Below are 17,444 nucleotides of genomic sequence, written 5' to 3'. Positions count from 1 at the left end.
CTGGAACCCCTTTTTGTGCTGACGACGCTGATCTACCGAAGCCACTTGAATTTATCCTGCCCGTCCACCGAACTGCGGGAGCTGGTGGAGCGCGCCAGGGGCCGCAACGTAAAACTGGACATTACCGGCGTCCTTCTTGCTAAAGGCAACGACGTTCTGCAGATCCTCGAAGGGTCGGAAGAGAGTGTGGTCAAACTGTTCCATAAAATCCGCGAGGACAAGCGGCACAGCGGGGTGGTAGAACTGCTGCGGGACTATGGTCCGCGCAGACGCTTCGAAAACGTCGGTATGCTGCTGTTTGATCTGCAAACGCAGTCGCCGAAAGAGGTGCTGCGTCGGTGCTGCGCTACAGCAAGCTGGACAGCTATCTGACCTCCGACGATCGGGTGTTCAAATTTATTCAGACCTTTATAACCGGTAAACGTCCGGCCCCGTCGGGGGCACGCTACACGGCAGACAAATGGACGCTCTCGACCGAAGCGCTTCCCTTTGGCGAACATCTGGGCCTGATTGCCGGGCAAACCTGTCAGTTTGCGCTGCAGCCTATTGTCGAGCCCTCGGAAGGGAAAATCAGCTCCCTTGAGGCACTTATCCGCGGCAACGACGGCGGCAGCCCGGAGCATTTCTTCAGCACCGTCGACCCGGACAACGTCTACGAAGTCGATCTCCAGACAAAAGCCTATGCCTTTGCGCTGGCGGAAAAGCTGGGCATTGGTAGCCATAAAATCGCGGTCAACCTGCTGCCCATGTCGCTGGTAAATGTCCCAGGCGCGGTGGAATTTCTGGTCGATCAGATTAAAAAACATGGCCTTCAGCCGGAGCAGGTGGTCATTGAAGTCACTGAAAACGAGATGATCTCCGGGCTCAACCAGTTTAACAGCGCCATCAAGCAGCTTCGCGGCGAGGGGATTGGCCTGGCGATCGATGATTTTGGCTCGGGCTATGCCGGGCTTTCGCTGCTGACCCGCTTCCAGCCGGACAAAATTAAAATTGACCGTGAGATTGTCAGCAACATCCACCTGAGCGGCCCAAAACAGGCGATTGTGCGCTCCATCATCAGCTGCTGCTCCGATCTTGAAATCACCCTGGTGGCCGAAGGCATTGAGAAAATTGAGGAGTGGTGCTGGCTCGAATCGGCCGGAATCCGCCGCTTTCAGGGATTCCTCTTTGCCCGGCCGCAGCTTAATGGCGTCGGCGATATCCACTGGCCGCATCTGGTGCGGTAAGCCAGTTTTCCCTCCCGTTATTTCCCCTTTGCCCGGCCTGTGCTTAAATAGCTAAAACGGTTTAACATGGTTTAGCTACGAGGATCACATGAAGAAAATCTGGGTACTTGGCGATGCGGTAGTGGATTTGCTGCCGGATGGAGAAGGTCGATTACTGCAGTGTCCCGGCGGCGCGCCGGCGAACGTCGCGGTCGGTATTGCCCGGCTGGGCGGCCAGAGCGCCTTTATCGGCAGGGTTGGCGACGATCCTTTCGGGCGCTTTATGGCGAAAACGCTCGCTGACGAGCGGGTTGACGTGACGTGGATGCGCCTTGACCCGGCGCACCGCACCTCAACGGTGGTGGTCGATCTCGACGACCACGGCGAGCGCTCGTTTACCTTCATGGTGCGCCCGAGCGCCGATCTGTTTCTCGAACCCGACGACCTGCCGACGTTCAGCGCCGGGGAGTGGCTGCACGTCTGCTCCATCGCCTTAAGCGCCGAGCCGAGCCGGACTGCGACGTTTCAGGCGATGGCCGCCATTCGTGAGGCGGGCGGTTACGTCAGCTTCGACCCCAATATTCGCCCGGATCTCTGGCCGGATGAGAACGCACTGCATGGCTGCCTGGAGCAGGCCCTGCAAAGCGCCGACGTGGTGAAACTTTCGGTAGAAGAGCTGGCCTTTTTCACCGGCAGCGCGGAGGTCAACGTTGGTCTGGAGGTGCTGATGCAGCGCTGCCCGGCGCGTCTGGTGCTGGTTACCCAGGGAAAAGCGGGCGTAACCGCGTGGCATGAAGGTAGCGTAAAACACTACCCGGCAACGCCTGTGCAGTGCGTCGATACGACCGGTGCGGGCGATGCCTTTGTGGCGGGGCTGCTCTACGGGCTGGCCGCCGGACAGGACCTGACGCCGGTTATTGCGCTCGCCCAGCGCTGCGGCGCGCTGGCCACCACCGCCAAAGGGGCGATGACCGCGTTGCCCTGGCAGCACGACCTGTAATTTCTCCTCTCCTGGCCGCCATCCGGCGGCCTGAATTGTCGCCTCGATCACACTTACTAAATCGGTTTAGCAAAAAAGATTGCCGATCCAAAATTCACAGGTTTAGTATCAGCAACCTAAACCGCTTTAGCAATTTAGCACGTTTAATGACTTCTTTTAGGGATGCGACAAAATGTATAAAAAACGCAGACTTGCCGTGATGATAGGCATGCTGGCCGGAAGTACCTCTGTTTTTGCCCAGACGGATATGTCCAGTATTGAAGCGCGTCTTGCCGCGATGGAGCAGCGCCTTCAGGACGCGGAAACGCGCGCGCAGGTGGCCGAGAAGCGCGCTGCGGCAGCAGAACAAAAAACGCAGCAGCTGGTTGCCGCTCAGCAGCAGGCGCAAACGACAACCCAGGCGGTGGCGCAGCGTACCGCCGCGCTGGAGAAGAAGGCGGATCAGACCGGCGGGTTTGAGTTCCACGGCTATGCCCGCTCTGGCCTGCTGATGAACGATGCGGCCTCCAGCAGCAAAAGCGGCCCTTACCTGACCCCAGCCGGTGAAACTGGCGGTGCGGTAGGGCGTCTGGGTAACGAAGCCGACACCTACGTCGAGCTGAACCTGGAGCACAAGCAAACCCTGGATAACGGGGCGACCACGCGCTTCAAGGCGATGCTGGCCGACGGTCAGAGAACCTATAACGACTGGTCAGCCGATACCAGCGACCTCAATATTCGTCAGGCCTTCGCGGAGCTGGGCAACCTGCCTGATTTTACCGGCGCGCTGAAGGGCAGCACCTTCTGGGCGGGTAAACGCTTCGACCGCGACAACTTTGACATCCACTGGCTGGATTCCGACGTGGTGTTCCTGGCCGGTACCGGCGGCGGCGTTTACGACGTGAAGTGGAACGATTCGCTGCGCAGCAACTTCTCCATTTACGGCCGCAACTTTGGCAGCGTGGAGCAGACCGACAACAACGTTCAGAACTATATCCTCAGCATGAACCACTTCGCCGGCCCGTTCCAGCTGATGGTGAGCGGGCTGCGGGCGAAGGATAACGACGACCGTAAAGACACTAACGGCGATCTGATTAAAACGGATGCCGCTAATCACGGCGTTCATGCCCTGGTAGGCTTGCATAATGACAGCTTCTACGGCCTGCGTGAAGGGACCGCCAAAACGGCGCTGCTGTACGGTCACGGGCTGGGTGCGGAGGTAAAAAGCATCGGCTCCGACGGCGCGCTGCTGTCTGAGGCGGATACCTGGCGCTTCGCAAGTTACGGTGTCACGCCGATCGGCGGTGGCTGGAGCGTTGCGCCCGCCGTTCTGGCACAGAGCAGTAAAGATCGCTACGTCAAGGGCGATAGCTATGAGTGGGTAACGCTCAATACCCGACTGATCAAAGAGGTCACCCAGAATTTCGCGCTGGCGTTTGAGGGAAGCTACCAGTACATGGATTTAAACCCGGAGGGCTATAAGGACCGCAACGCCGTGAACGGCAGTTTCTACAAGCTGACCTTTGCGCCGACGTTAAAAGCGAGCAAAATCGGCGATTTCTTCAGCCGTCCGGAACTGCGCCTGTTTGCCACCTGGATGGACTGGAGCAACAAACTGGATAATTACGCCAGCGATGATGCCTTTGGCAGCAGCGGCTTCAACGCCGGCGGGGAATGGAACTTTGGGGTCCAGATGGAAACCTGGTTTTAACCCATCACGCTCCCGCCTGGCGGGAGCGTTTCGCACATCATAAAAAGAAGTCAGGCAGAGGTATTTATGGATTTTAATCAAATCGCCCGCGAGCTTATTCCGCTGCTCGGTGGCAAGGAAAACATCGCCAGCGCGGCGCACTGCGCAACGCGTCTTCGTCTGGTGCTGGTTGATGACGCGCTGGCGGATCAGCAGGCCATCGGCAAGGTTGACGGCGTGAAAGGCTGCTTCCGTAACGCCGGGCAGATGCAGGTGATTTTTGGCACGGGCGTGGTCAACAAGGTGTACGCCGCATTTATTCAGGCGGCCGGGATTAGCGAATCCAGCAAATCGGAAGCCGCGGATCTGGCGGCGCGCAAGCTGAACCCGTTCCAGCGCATTGCCCGCTTACTCTCCAACATCTTTGTGCCGATCATTCCCGCGATTGTGGCGTCCGGTCTGCTGATGGGCCTGCTCGGCATGGTGAAAACCTACGGCTGGGTCAATGCGGATAACGCCCTCTACATCATGCTGGACATGTGCAGCTCGGCGGCGTTTATCATTCTGCCTATTCTGATTGGCTTTACCGCCGCGCGCGAATTTGGCGGTAACCCGTACCTCGGCGCGACGCTGGGCGGGATTCTGACCCACCCGGCGCTGACCAACGCCTGGGGCGTGGCGTCGGGCTTCCATACCATGAACTTCTTCGGCCTTGAGATCGCGATGATTGGCTATCAGGGTACGGTATTCCCGGTGCTGCTGGCCGTCTGGTTTATGAGCATCGTCGAGAAAAACCTGCGCCGCGCGATCCCGGATGCGTTAGACCTGATCCTGACGCCGTTCCTCACCGTCGTCATCTCCGGCTTTATCGCCTTGCTGATTATCGGCCCGGCGGGGCGCGCTCTGGGGGACGGTATCTCCTTTATTCTGAGCACGCTGATCGCACACGCGGGCTGGCTCGCCGGGCTGCTGTTCGGCGGACTTTACTCGGTGATTGTGATCACCGGTATTCACCACAGCTTCCACGCGATTGAAGCCGGGCTGCTGGGGAATCCGTCGATTGGCGTTAACTTCCTGCTGCCGATCTGGGCCATGGCGAACGTGGCGCAGGGTGGCGCCTGTCTGGCGGTGTGGTTCAAAACCAAAGATGCCAAAATCAAAGCCATTACCCTGCCGTCGGCGTTCTCTGCAATGCTGGGCATCACCGAAGCGGCCATTTTTGGTATCAACCTGCGCTTCGTTAAGCCGTTTATCGCCGCGCTAATCGGCGGTGCGGTGGGCGGGGCCTGGGTGGTCTCCGTGCACGTGTACATGACCGCCGTCGGGCTGACCGCGATTCCGGGGATGGCCATCGTGCAGGCCAGCTCGCTGCTGAACTATATTATCGGCATGGTGATTGCCTTCGGCGTGGCGTTTACCGTCTCACTGCTGCTGAAATATAAAACGGACTCTGAATAATGACGTTACCTTCCCGCTGGCCTGCGATCCTGCAGGCCGTTATGACAGGTCAGCCGCGGGCGCTGGCGGACAGCCATTATCCGCAATGGCACGCCGCGCCGGTGACGGGGCTGATGAACGACCCGAACGGGTTTATCTGGTTTGCTGGCCGCTATCACCTGTTCTATCAGTGGAACCCGCTGGACTGCGAGCACCGCTTTAAGTGCTGGGGGCACTGGAGTTCTGCGGACCTGGTGCACTGGCAGCATGAGCCGCTGGCGCTGATGCCCGACGAAGCGTATGACCGCAACGGCTGCTACTCCGGTAGCGCCGTCGATAACCAGGGCGTACTGACCCTGTGCTACACCGGCAACGTCAAGTTCGATGACGGCAGCCGCACCGCCTGGCAGTGCCTGGCCGTGGAGCAGCCGGACGGGACCTTCAGGAAGCTGGGGCCGGTGCTGGCGCTGCCGGAAGGCTACACCGGCCACGTGCGCGACCCGAAGGTGTGGCGGCACGACGGGGACTGGTACATGGTGCTCGGCGCGCAGGATGTGCAAAAGCGCGGCAAGGTGCTGCTCTTTAAATCAGCCGATTTGCACGCCTGGACATCCTGCGGGGAGATCGCCGGTCACGGGGTTAACGGCCTGTCGGACGCGGGCTATATGTGGGAGTGTCCGGACCTGTTTGCCCTCGACGGGACGCACGTCCTGATCTGCTGCCCGCAGGGGCTGGCGCGCGAGCCGCATCGCTACCTTAACACCTATCCGGCTACCTGGATGAGCGGGGCGTTTGACTATGCCCGCGCGACGTTCGATCACGGCGAGCTGCACGAGCTGGACGCGGGCTTTGAATTCTACGCCCCGCAAACCACGCTGGCGGAAGATGGACGCCGCATCCTGATTGGCTGGATGGGCGTACCGGACGGGGAAGAGATGCTTCAGCCAACCCGGGCGCACGGCTGGATGCACCAGATGACCTGCCCGCGAGAATTGCGCTTCCGCGACGGCAGGCTCTGGCAGACCCCGGCGCGCGAGCTGGCGGCGCTGCGTGAAGATGAGCAGCACTGGCAGGGGCGCGCCAGCGACGCGCCCGAACTGGACGCGACGCGCCTGGAGTTTGAGCTGAGCGCATCGCAGGTGAATGTCGATTTTGGCGGCGCGCTGCGCCTCACGCTCGATGAGCAGGGCGTGCGCCTGGAGCGCGCGAGCCTGAAAACCGGTGAAACATTGGCCCGCTACTGGCAGGGCGACGTCCGTCATTTGCGCGTCCTGTGCGACCGCTCCAGCGTTGAAATTTTCATTAACCACGGCGAAGGGGTGATGAGCAGCCGCTATTTTCCTGACCATCCGGCTCGGGTGCGATTCGAAGGTGCGTCCGATATCACATTACGCTACTGGTCGCTGCGCGCCTGCATGATAGAATGAGGGTTTTGGCAGCCGGATCTAAGTCGTTGTGAGAAAAACAAAACGCGTCACCATTAAAGACATCGCGGAGCTGGCGGGGGTGTCAAAAGCCACCGCCAGCCTGGTCCTGAACGGTCGCAGCAAAGAGCTTCGCGTGGCGGAAGAGACGCGCGAGCGCGTGCTGGCAATTGCAAAAGAGCACCACTATCAGCCCAGCATTCACGCCAGGTCGCTGCGCGATAACCGCAGCCACACCATTGGTCTGGTGGTCCCGGAGATCACCAACTACGGTTTTGCCGTCTTTTCTCACGAGCTGGAAACGCTGTGCCGCGAGGCGGGCGTGCAGCTGCTGATCTCCTGCAGCGATGAAAACCCGGGGCAGGAGACGGTGGTGGTGAACAACATGGTGGCGCGTCAGGTGGACGGGCTGATTGTGGCCTCCAGCATGCTCAACGACGCGGACTACCATAAGCTGAGCGAGCAGCTGCCGGTGGTTCTGTTTGACCGTCATATCAACGACAGTGCGCTGCCGCTGGTGATCACCGATTCCATCACCCCGACGACCGAACTGGTGGCGGATATTGCGCGCCAGCATCCGGATGAATTCTACTTCCTCGGCGGCCAGCCCCGTTTATCCCCGACGCGCGATCGTCTTGAAGGCTTTAAGCAAGGCCTGCGAGAGGCCGGCGTGGCGCTGCGCCCCGAGTGGATCATTCACGGCAACTATCACCCGAGCTCCGGTTACGAGATGTTTGCTGAACTCTGCGCCCGCCTGGGGCGTCCGCCGAAAGCGCTCTTCGCCGCCGCCTGCGGGCTGCTGGAAGGGGTGCTGCGCTATATGGGCCAGCATAACCTGCTGCAAAGCGATATCAGGTTAGCCAGTTTTGACGATCACTATCTCTACGATTCGCTGACGATCCCGGTGGATACCATCCGCCAGGATAACCGACAGCTGGCGTGGCACTGCTTTGATTTGATTAGCAAACTGATCGAGGGCGAGACCCCGGAACCGTTGCAACGCAAGCTGGCGGCCACCCTGCAGCGGCGCTATAAGTGAGCAATATAGCCCGGACCGATACATCAATAACTTTAATTAATTTAAGTTTTGGATGCGCCGATAACCATAAGGAATAATTCTCCTTGAGGTATTGGTTTATGTCGTTGAAAAAGTCGTCCCTGATTGTCCTGTTCTCGCTGCTTTTCTTCTTTGTTATCAGCACCGTCACCAGCGTTGGCATCATCATTAAAAGTAATAATTCCCTGGATAACGTCAACAAAGAGATCCAGGTTGTGCTGTCCATTATTGACCCCATCAACCACAGCCGTACGCTGCGCGTGCGGGTGATGGAGTATGTGAAGATGGTGGAAGCGGGCAACGCGGCGGACGGCGCTGCAAAGCTGACCGCCGTGAAAGAGGCGCTGACCAAAGCGGACCACGCCTTTGCGGCCTTTATGGCGTCGCCGCGCCTGAGCGATGAAGCGCCGCTGGTGACTGCCTATCAGGACGCCTGGCAGAACTACCGCAACCAGGGGCTGGCGCTGCTGATCGATGCCGCCGAGGCGCACGATGTCGCCAAATTTAACGCGCTCATCCCGGAAGTCTCCCGCCTCGACCGCCAGTACGAGATCGTTCTCGACCAGGTCCTTTCCGTCCACCAGAAATACGCCAAAAGCCTGAACGAAGATGCGAGCAGTAGCTTCGTCTCCGGCCTGGCGATCGTTGCCGCTATCGCCAGCCTGTTTGTGGTGGTGATTATCGCCGTTAGCCTGCTGATGAAGCGCTTTGTCTTTGCGCCGATCAACCTGGCGCGCGAGCACTGCAGCCAGATTGCGGCAGGCAAGCTGGACATTCCGGTGCCGGTGAAGGGGAGCGCACATAACGAAATCGATCATCTGATGAGCTCGATGGAGCAGATGCGTCAGGCGCTGCTGGCGACCATCGCCCAGGTGCGCGATGCGAGCCATACCGTGACGCACGCGGCCCAGGAGATTGCCTCCGGGAATATCGACCTCGCTTCACGCACCGAGCAGCAGGCTTCCGCATTAACCCAGACGGCGGCCAGCATGGAAGAGCTGAGCGCGACGGTGGCGAACAATACCGACAATGTGTATCAGGCCGGGAAACTGGTGCAGGACGCGGTGAAAAATGCCCACACCGGTGAAGCGGTAACCCGTGAAGTCATCGACACGATGAATACCATCGCGGCGAACTCGAAGCGCATTGAAGACATCACCAGCGTGATTAACAGCATCGCCTTCCAGACCAACATCCTGGCGCTGAACGCGGCGGTTGAAGCGGCGCGTGCGGGCACGCAGGGCCGCGGCTTTGCGGTCGTGGCCAGCGAAGTACGCACCCTCGCGCAGAAAAGCGCGGTGGCGGCGAAAGATATCGAAAGCCTGATCGCGCAGTCGGTTTCCAGCGTGAAAAACGGTGCGGAGCTGGTAAGCCGCTCGGGCGAGGTGATTGACGCGATCATTTCGTCGGTGAATAAAGTGAATACGCTGATGGAGCAGATCTCCGTCGCCTCTGAGGAGCAGAGCCGCGGGATCAGTCAGGTCGGGCAGGCGGTGACCGAGATGGACGGCGTGACACAGCAGAACGCCGCGCTGGTGCAGCAGTCCGCGGCGGCAGCGGCTTCGCTGGAAGAGCAGGCGCAGCAGCTTTCACGGAGTATTTCGAGTTTTAGGTTGCCGGTGCAGGCTTGATGGTATGAGGGGGCTCCGCAGGGAGCCTTTTTAATGTCTGGTATGATAGGAAAGGGCGTGCCAGAGAAGGCTTCACGGTTACTACTGGTCGACCATTTCCCAATGCTACAGCCGCAACTCTAACCGCATTTTATTTTTAAAAGTCATTGTAAGTATCAACAAATGGCTTTAGTTTTGAAGTTATAAATTGATTCGGTTTCCAACCAGTACTAAGTCTATCTAATATAAAACTATCGAAAGCCGATACTGCCAGACCAGTTGTTGGGCCAATTAATCCTGCGCCAGTGCTTACGATGTAGCGAATTATTTTCCCATATCCACTGCCAAGCCAACCTGTCTTAGCTATATCTTCAAGATAATTTGATAGTAAGTTTTTATCAGGTGAGCTCCCCTTAAGCCAAACTTTAAACTTTTTGGCTTGTGAAAGTAGTTCTAAAAACTCCTCAAATGTTCTTTCTTTGCTATTTATGATGGAGGATATATTTGGGCAGTCCTTTAATAGGATCTCATTAAAAATGCTAATTTCATTTCTATTTTTGTTTGTTCTGGATAGTATTTGCTTGTTTTTATATTGTATGATTTTTGAATTTGTGTTTGATGTATGGAAATCTCCACCGTAATGAGCTGCAAGTATAAGGGCATATGACGCGCTCAATATTCCAGCCGCTATGCTTGCTGGATTTGTTTCACCCATTTCAGATATCTTGGCTGCATTAAGTTTGTTAATTTTATCAAAATCTATATTTGTAGAGATTTGGAAGGAATCTCCAGTTGGATGTATTTTGTAGAAATAATCATTAGATAAGGATTCTGTAGATAGCAAATCAGCAGTTATTAAGCGCGCAGCAGAGGATACAAAGTCATCATCATTTAAATCTTCACGTGCTGCTGATATAATCCCGCCTTTAATAAAATGATCGCTGGAAAGTTTTTTCACTGATACGTGGTTTTTGAACCTTTCAACAAAATTATCAGACTCATTTTTGCTATAACCTTGGCGTGAAACCATGTTCGCTAATCTTTTTTTCCAGCTTTTCAGTTCACCATCGGTTTCACTGCCGGAAAAGTACGCACTTATTAAAGAGTACTGCCTTCCATTATAAGTGTCCTCACCATAAACACCAACAAACTCTTCAATGAATGTGGTTTTAACATCAGGTAACGATATAAGTTTAATTACATTATGGTGACCAATTTCTCTTATAAGATTAAGAACGGTTGATGTGTCCATTACAATATGAATATTTTGATAGAATAATAACGTCTCGGCAATTTCACCAATCGTCAATGCCGGTCCATCTATTGAGCGGTTTAGCACTATTGAGTCAAACATACAAATCTTTCCGGTTGATTTTATGTTGAATATGACATTTTAAACATCTGTAACTCAGTTCGCAAGAGTGGGGTTGAAATTTCCTGTCAACCTACTTTTAATATGAGGATTGATTTTGTTGCTCTAATATATTGAAATACTGTTGTTTGAGTTGTTATCAAACTCGAATGCATCTAGTGAGATACTCATCGGATGAATTCTCTCAGTATAGATAAGCTACATTCGTTGTAAAAAATAATGCACGTTCCTTAACCCCATCTGCATCTGCAACATCATGATGTACATCGATCTCAGCGAGGGAGGAGTTGCGTCATCACTCAAAATTTTTCATTCACCCCAGCAATATTTCCCTCCCTCATCCGTCTACCTCATCACACGCCATAATCAGTTACTGCAAACGAGGTAAACACCATGAGAGATTTTGAAATGCACGGCAGAGGTCACGGGCGCGGATTCGGTCGCCACCGTATGGGCAAAGGTTTAATCATCGGCGCGGTGATTTTCATCGTGCTCGGCCTGCTAGTGATGTCCCTGTGGAATGCCTTGCTCCCGGCGATCCTGGGCGTGAAGGCCATCGGATTCTGGCAGGCGCTGGGCATTCTGGTGCTGAGCCGCATTCTGTTCGGTGGGCTGGGGTTCCGCCCGGGGATGTTTGGCGCGCACCGCCGGATGCACGAGCGCTGGATGAACATGACGCCCGAACAGCGTGAGGCGTTTATTCAGCAGCGTCGCGAAGGGTTTGGTCGCCACGGACGCGGTCACTGCGGCTGGCACGGCCATCGTGACGATAAGCGCGATGACGCCACGCCAAAAGCGCCGGACGCGGAGTGAGCGAGATGAAAGCCGGGGAGGCGGGCGGATCCATGCTGATGTCGGCGCTCAATGCCTGCCGCGCCCGGCTGAAAGCCTTCATTCGCGGACGGACGTCCGTGCGCGATGATGCCGACGACATTTTGCAGGAAGTGACGTATCAGCTGATGAAAGTGGAGCAGCCGGTCGAAAACGTCGCCGCCTGGCTGTTCCGCGCGGCGCGTAATGAGATGACCGACCGGGCGCGTAAAAAGCGCGAGGTGTCGCTCTCCGGCTATTTTACGGGCGATGACGACGAGGATTTTCCGGAAGACGAGCTGGCCGAAACCCTGTTCGGCGTACCGCACACGCCGGAGGAGGAGTATCTCAAGACGCTGCTCTGGGAAGAGCTGGGCCAGGCGCTGTCTGAACTCTCGCCGCCGCAGCGGGAGGTATTTGAAAAGACCGAGCTCCACGGCTACAGCATCAAAATGCTGGCAGAGGAGACCGGCGCCAGCGAACAGGCGCTGTTATCCCGCAAGCACAAGGCGGTGCTGTTTCTGCGCACGCGGCTGCGGGACGTCTATGACGCGCTGACGGGCGAATAGCGGCGACAGACAAAACCTTACACTTCCGGCACTTGTAGATTCATCACTATCGTTTATGATCGGGGCGTCTTGTCACTCTGGAATGTTATGCGCAACCGTCAGCTCCTCGGAAAATGGCTTTTGATTATCACCTGTCTCGCGATGGCGCTTTGCCTCGTGCAGCGTGCGGTGATGCTCAACCATTTTTTACAGGGACTGGATCCGCAGATTTCACTGAGTGTAGATGCCCCGGCTCAAACCAGCACCACTGAGCAATCCGGCCCGTCGCCGTGTCAGCTCGGCGCGCACTCGCTGCTTTGCGCGCAGCCGCTGTTCTTCGACGGCGCGCTGCCGGCCATTATTATCTTCTTCGCGCTGCTGCGGCTGTTTACGCAAGGGCGGGCACTGGCTCCCGCGGAACAGCCCGTTCAGGCATCGCCTCCCCGAATACACCTGAAAAACTGCGTTTTCCGTGAATGAAAAACATCGTCCTCACACGATAATTTTTCACTGTTCACGGAGTACAACATGGTTAACCTCTTCAGGGGATTCGTCTTCCTGTGGCTGTCCTGCATAGGCATTGTCCATGCGGCGGACACCGGCTGGCTGGTCTCCCCACAAAACGATCACGCCCGCATCCGCCTTCAGGCGGAGAGGGAACAAACGCACATTAAGGGTCTGCTCACCGTTGAGCTAAAGCCCGGCTGGAAAACCTACTGGCGATCGCCGGGCGAGGGCGGCGTGGCCCCGAAAATCAGCTGGCCGGACGGCGTAACGGACAGCTGGTCCTGGCCGGTACCGTCGCGTTTCGATATCTCCGGCATGACGACGCAGGGCTATCACGATAAGGTCACTATCCCGATCGTTCTCGACGGAGCGAAGGGCGACACGCTCGACGGGACGCTGACGCTCTCCACGTGCAGCAAGGTTTGTCTGCTGACGGACTACCCTCTGCATCTCGATTTTACCCTGCCGGTGGATGAGGGCTTCCGTAGCGCCTTCGGGCAAGCGATGCGCGCCGTTCCGGGCTCATCAGGCGTGTCGTCGGATCTTTCGGCCTGGCTCTCTGGCGACAAGCTGGTGATTACCGGCACCACGGACGGGAAATGGGACAATCCGGGGATCTACTTTGACCCGCTGGAGGGCGATATTCTGCCCGGCGAGCCGGTCATTAAACACGACGGCACTGCGCTTCGGGTGACGGTGCCCGTGACCGACGAATGGGGAGACAAACCCGCCTCGCTGGCAGGCAAGAGGCTGTCGTTTGTGCTGACCAACGGCGATCGGGCGCAGCAAACCACCATGACCGTTGGGGCAACGCCCGAAGAAACCTCCGCACCGGACGGGACGGGAAAAATGGTGCTCTTTGCGTTATTAGGCGGGCTGATCCTCAACCTGATGCCCTGCGTGCTGCCGGTAATGGGCATGAAGCTTAACAGCATCCTGCAGGCGGGATCGGACAGGCGCGCCATCCGGCTGCGCTTCCTCGCCACCAGCGCCGGGATCCTCACCTCCTTTATGCTGCTGGCCGGGATGGTCACCGCGCTGAAGCTGGCCGGAGCGTCGCTGGGGTGGGGCATTCAGTTCCAGAACCCGTGGTTTATCGGCCTGATGGTTGCCGTGACCTTCCTGTTTGCGCTGAACCTGTTTGGGGCGTTTGAGATGCTGCTCCCTTCTGCCGCCGCCGGACGGCTGGCGACGGCAGGGGGAGCGGGGATCGGCGGCAGCTTCTGCGAAGGGATGTTCGCCACGCTGCTGGCAACGCCGTGCTCCGCGCCGTTCCTCGGTACCGCGGTCGCCTTTGCCCTTGGCGCGCCGCTGCACGCCCTGTGGCTGATCTTCCTGATGCTCGGCGTGGGCATGAGCCTGCCGTGGCTGTTCGTCGCCCTGGTGCCGAAAGCGGCCCTGCTGCTGCCCAAACCCGGCCGCTGGATGAACACGCTCAGGGTCATCCTTGGCCTGATGATGCTGGCCTCCAGCCTCTGGCTGGCGACGCTGTTGAGCGCGCATCTGGGCGAGGCGGTCAGCCAGATCGTGATGCTGGCGTTGACTGCCGCTGCGCTGGTGCTGTTCGCGCTGAAGGGGCAAAAATCTTCGCTCTTGTTCTGGCTGGTGGTCATCGCGCTGTCGGCGTTCGGCGGGTATCAGCTGCGCGGTCTGCTTAACGCGCCGCCTGACGCTCCTGCACAAAGCGTTGCGCAGACTATCCCGTGGCAGCCGCTCAGTGAAGAGGCTATCGAGAACGCGCTGGCGCAGGGGAAACGGGTGTTTGTGGATATCTCCGCGGACTGGTGCGTGACGTGCAAAGTTAACGAGCACCGCGTACTCAGTCAGCCGGACGTGATTGCCGCGCTGCGCCAGCCGGACGTGGTGGCCCTGCGCGGGGACTGGAGCCAGCCGTCCGCGTTTATCGCGGATTTTCTGGCGAAGCGAAACCGCTACGCCATTCCGTTTAACGCGGTGTATGGCCCCGGCCTGCCTGATGGCGAGATCCTCTCGCCGCTGCTGGACAAGCGCACCCTGGTCACCACCCTGAACAACGCAAAAGGCTAACTGTGTCATGAAAAAATTCCTTATTACGCTTCTGCTCCTGCTGGCCCCGCTTCAGGTATTCGCCGCGCAGCCGCTGACGCCGGACCAGGAGCAGCGCGCGCAGAAGACGATCGCTGATTTCCTGTTTAACGATCCAAACTCCCCGCGCATCGGCGCGAAAAACCCAAAGCTCACCCTGGTGGTGTTTACCGACTACAACTGCCCGTACTGTAAAAAATTCGATCCGTACCTGGAGAAGATTGTCGAAAAACACCCGGACGTGGCGGTGGTCTTTAAGTTTTTACCTTTCCGCTCGGAAAGTTCGCTGACTGCCGCACGAGACGCGTTAACCGTCTGGCGTGCGCATCCTGAGCAGTTTATGAAGCTGAACCACACCCTGATGGCGAAAAAGGGGTACCACGATGACGCCAGCATTCAGGAGGCGCAAAAGCGGGCGGGCGTCAGCGTGACGACGCCGGACGAGGAGAGTTTTCTGACGATCAGGCGCAGCCTCATTGTGGCGGAAAAAATGGGGATCCAGGGCACGCCTGCCACGCTTATCGGCGAGGGGCTGCTTCCCGGCTGGGTGCCGTTCGAACAGTTCGACGAAATGGTCAGTGACGCACTGAAAAACCGCTAACCTGAAGGGGGCGAAATGCCCCCGATAAACCGGAGAGGGAAATGAAAAAATTACTGTTACTTTCGGCGCTGGCGACGTCAGGGCTGGTACAGGCGGCTGAAGCCATACCGGATGTGGTGAAGCACTTCAGCGAGCAGCAGCAGATCAACATCATCAAGAAGCTGGATGCGCCGGGCGGGGCGCCAGCCTGGCTGGGGCAGTATCAGGATATGGGCGTGACGCTCTTTCTCACGCCGGACGGCAAGCACGTGATCTCAGGTTATCTTTATGATGACAAAGGGAAGAACCTCAGCGAGGGCTACTTCCAGAAAGAGATCTACGCCCCGATGGGACGCGAGATGTGGAAAAACCTCAACGCGGCGCATCCCCTGAAGGAAGGGGCGGATAGCGCCCCGCGCAAGGTCTTTGTCTTTGCCGATCCGTTCTGCCCGTACTGCAAGCAGTTCTGGTCCGAGGCGCAGCCGTGGGTGAAGGCCGGTAAGGTGCAGCTCAATACGCTGCTGGTGGCGTTCCTCAACCCCAACAGCGGACGCAACGCCGCCGCCATTCTGAATGCGAAAGATCCGGTTTCGGCCTGGCGCGAATACGAGCTTTCCGGCGGCAAAAAACTGCCCAAGCCTGAAGGCGAGGCTTCCCGCGAAACGGTTGCGATCCTACAGAAACATCAGGCGCTGATGGACAGCCTCGGCGCTAACGCCACGCCCGCAATTTACTATCTGAATGCGGAAAACGAGCTGCAGCAGGTGGTGGGGATGCCGGATGCGCAGCAGCTCGAGGCGATGTTCGGGCCGAAGCCGTAAAAGACCAGGCAGAAACGGGGCGTTTCTGCCTGGTGGTCATTCAGCTACCCCAGCGTCCACGGAGATAGTTTACCGCCTGCTGCGTCTGCGGCTGGTTCAGGTAATCTTCCCGGAACAGGATGGTGCCGTTGACGTTGGGCAGCGAATCGTTGAGATCGAGCTGCTTTTTCAGCTCCGGCACGCCGCCCTGAACCGTCCAGTCCGGCTCTTTTTTCGACGGCTCGCCAACCTTGTAGAACGCAATGCCGATATACAGGCGAGTGTGGGTCGGCTTCACCACGTCGGCCCACCATCTGGTCAGCACGTCGTAGCGTGCGGCATCCCGGGAGAAGGGCCAGTAAATCTGCGGCGCGATGTAGTCCAGCAGGCCCTGCTGCACCCACTGACGCGTATCGGCGTAGGATTCATCATAGGCCGCGGCGCCGCGGGTGTCTGAGCCTGCCGGGTCAAAGGAGCGGTTGCGCCACACGCCCGCCGGGCTGACGCCAAACTCCACGTTGGGTTTTGTCTGCTTGATCGCGCGGGAGACCTGGACAATCAGCTGCTGCGTATTGTGTCTTCGCCAGTCGGCTTTTGAGGCAAACCCCTGGCCGTACTGCCGCCAGCTCTGCGCGTCATTGAGCGCGGATCCCGGCGATTCGGCATAGAAGTAATCATCAAACTGCACGCCGTCTACCGGGTAGTTCGCCACCACTTCGGTGACCACTTTGGTTATCCAGTCGCGCACCTCCGGAATGCCCGGGTCGAGCACAAAGCGGTCACCCGAGATGCGGACCCATTCCGGATGCTGGACATAAACGCTGGACGGCGTCTGGTATGCCGTCCGGTTCAGGGCGGCGATGGTGGACGGTTTGGTGTTGGTCGACACGCGATAGGGGTTAAACCAGGCATGGACCTTCATGCCGCGCTTGTGCGCTTCATCAAGCATAAACTGCAGCGGATCGTATCCCGGATACTCACCGATGTTGCCGGTCAGCATATCTGACCACGGTAAAATTTTGGATGACCAGAGCGCCGTGCTGTCCGGCTTCACCTGGAAAAAGACCGTGTTGATGCCGAGTTGCTTAAGGTTGTCGAGCTTTGCGATCAGCGCCTGCTTTTGCATCGCGATGCGCTGGTCCGCGCTGCGGCCATTCACCGAGGCTACCGGCGGCCAGTCGAGACGCGAGACGGTCGCCAGCCAGATCCCGCGCATCGGGGCGTTTGCCTGCGGCGTCGGTTTACTGACGGTGGGAAGAGGGGTAACCAGCGATTTGGGTGGTTTTGAGGAGCAGCTTACAAGTAAAAGCGCGCAGGCAGCCAGCGCACCAATCCGTTTTACGTGTCGCGTCATTTGCGTA

Annotated in this window: 14 protein-coding genes and 1 pseudogene; 13 read left to right on the top strand and 2 right to left on the bottom strand. The window is 57.8% G+C overall.

Annotation, left to right across the window (positions count from 1 at the left end; translation table 11 throughout):
* The first annotated feature begins 15 nt into the window (after positions 1-15).
* From ACVCAM_RS03695 to ACVCAM_RS03665, 7 genes and pseudogenes are all read left to right on the top strand, one after another.
* Positions 16-1,226 (top strand): annotated as a pseudogene (locus tag ACVCAM_RS03695) (diguanylate phosphodiesterase).
* 88 nt (positions 1,227-1,314) lie between these two features.
* The gene (locus tag ACVCAM_RS03690) at positions 1,315-2,205 is read left to right on the top strand and encodes an aminoimidazole riboside kinase (protein ID WP_032674834.1); all 891 of its coding nucleotides are present in this window, start codon (positions 1,315-1,317) and stop codon (positions 2,203-2,205) included.
* Between the two features lie 172 nt (positions 2,206-2,377).
* Positions 2,378-3,895, top strand: a complete 1,518-nt coding sequence (locus ACVCAM_RS03685; protein WP_407223368.1) for a carbohydrate porin — start codon at positions 2,378-2,380, stop codon at positions 3,893-3,895.
* Positions 3,896-3,961: 66 nt separating this feature from the next.
* A complete protein-coding gene (locus ACVCAM_RS03680) occupies positions 3,962-5,332 on the top strand; it encodes a sucrose-specific PTS transporter subunit IIBC (RefSeq protein ID WP_008501693.1) in 1,371 nt (456 codons plus the stop codon).
* The gene (locus ACVCAM_RS03675) at positions 5,332-6,738 is read left to right on the top strand and encodes a sucrose-6-phosphate hydrolase (RefSeq protein ID WP_306699012.1); all 1,407 of its coding nucleotides are present in this window, start codon (positions 5,332-5,334) and stop codon (positions 6,736-6,738) included. The genes ACVCAM_RS03680 and ACVCAM_RS03675 overlap by 1 nt, the downstream gene beginning before the upstream one ends.
* A 28-nt stretch (positions 6,739-6,766) precedes the next feature.
* Positions 6,767-7,774, top strand: a complete 1,008-nt coding sequence (locus ACVCAM_RS03670) for a LacI family DNA-binding transcriptional regulator (RefSeq protein ID WP_063417819.1) — start codon at positions 6,767-6,769, stop codon at positions 7,772-7,774.
* 98 nt (positions 7,775-7,872) lie between these two features.
* A complete protein-coding gene (locus ACVCAM_RS03665; RefSeq protein WP_407223366.1) occupies positions 7,873-9,423 on the top strand; it encodes a methyl-accepting chemotaxis protein in 1,551 nt (516 codons plus the stop codon).
* Positions 9,424-9,559: 136 nt separating this feature from the next.
* On the opposite strand, the gene ACVCAM_RS03660 is transcribed toward ACVCAM_RS03665, so the two are convergent.
* A complete protein-coding gene (locus ACVCAM_RS03660) occupies positions 9,560-10,756 on the bottom strand; it encodes a hypothetical protein (protein ID WP_159125225.1) in 1,197 nt (398 codons plus the stop codon).
* Positions 10,757-11,167: 411 nt separating this feature from the next.
* Here ACVCAM_RS03660 and ACVCAM_RS03655 point away from each other — a divergent pair, with 411 nt between their 5' ends.
* From ACVCAM_RS03655 to dsbG, 6 genes are all read left to right on the top strand, one after another.
* Positions 11,168-11,587, top strand: a complete 420-nt coding sequence (locus ACVCAM_RS03655) for a hypothetical protein (protein ID WP_032674830.1) — start codon at positions 11,168-11,170, stop codon at positions 11,585-11,587.
* Between the two features lie 5 nt (positions 11,588-11,592).
* Positions 11,593-12,153, top strand: coding sequence for an RNA polymerase sigma factor (locus tag ACVCAM_RS03650; protein ID WP_407223800.1), 561 nt, complete (start codon positions 11,593-11,595; stop codon positions 12,151-12,153).
* Between the two features lie 87 nt (positions 12,154-12,240).
* A complete protein-coding gene (locus tag ACVCAM_RS03645; RefSeq protein ID WP_159125223.1) occupies positions 12,241-12,612 on the top strand; it encodes a hypothetical protein in 372 nt (123 codons plus the stop codon).
* A 48-nt stretch (positions 12,613-12,660) separates the two neighbouring features.
* Positions 12,661-14,685 carry a protein-disulfide reductase DsbD family protein gene (locus ACVCAM_RS03640; protein WP_407223365.1) on the top strand — a complete coding sequence of 675 codons (2,025 nt, stop codon included), beginning with the start codon at positions 12,661-12,663 and terminating at the stop codon, positions 14,683-14,685.
* Positions 14,686-14,692: 7 nt separating this feature from the next.
* Positions 14,693-15,304, top strand: a complete 612-nt coding sequence (locus ACVCAM_RS03635) for a DsbA family protein (RefSeq protein ID WP_023327514.1) — start codon at positions 14,693-14,695, stop codon at positions 15,302-15,304.
* A 41-nt stretch (positions 15,305-15,345) separates the two neighbouring features.
* Positions 15,346-16,104 (top strand): thiol:disulfide interchange protein DsbG, encoded by a 759-nt coding sequence (dsbG, locus tag ACVCAM_RS03630; protein WP_070532130.1) that lies wholly within the window; start codon positions 15,346-15,348, stop codon positions 16,102-16,104.
* Between the two features lie 40 nt (positions 16,105-16,144).
* On the opposite strand, the gene ACVCAM_RS03625 is transcribed toward dsbG, so the two are convergent.
* Positions 16,145-17,437: a glycoside hydrolase family 10 protein gene (locus tag ACVCAM_RS03625; protein ID WP_070532128.1), complete on the bottom strand. Its 1,293-nt coding sequence runs from the start codon at positions 17,435-17,437 to the stop codon at positions 16,145-16,147.
* Positions 17,438-17,444: the final 7 nt, after the last annotated feature.

The organism is Enterobacter sp. CFEC122 (assembly GCF_052983755.1).
This window is presented reverse-complemented; position numbering and strand designations above follow the sequence as displayed.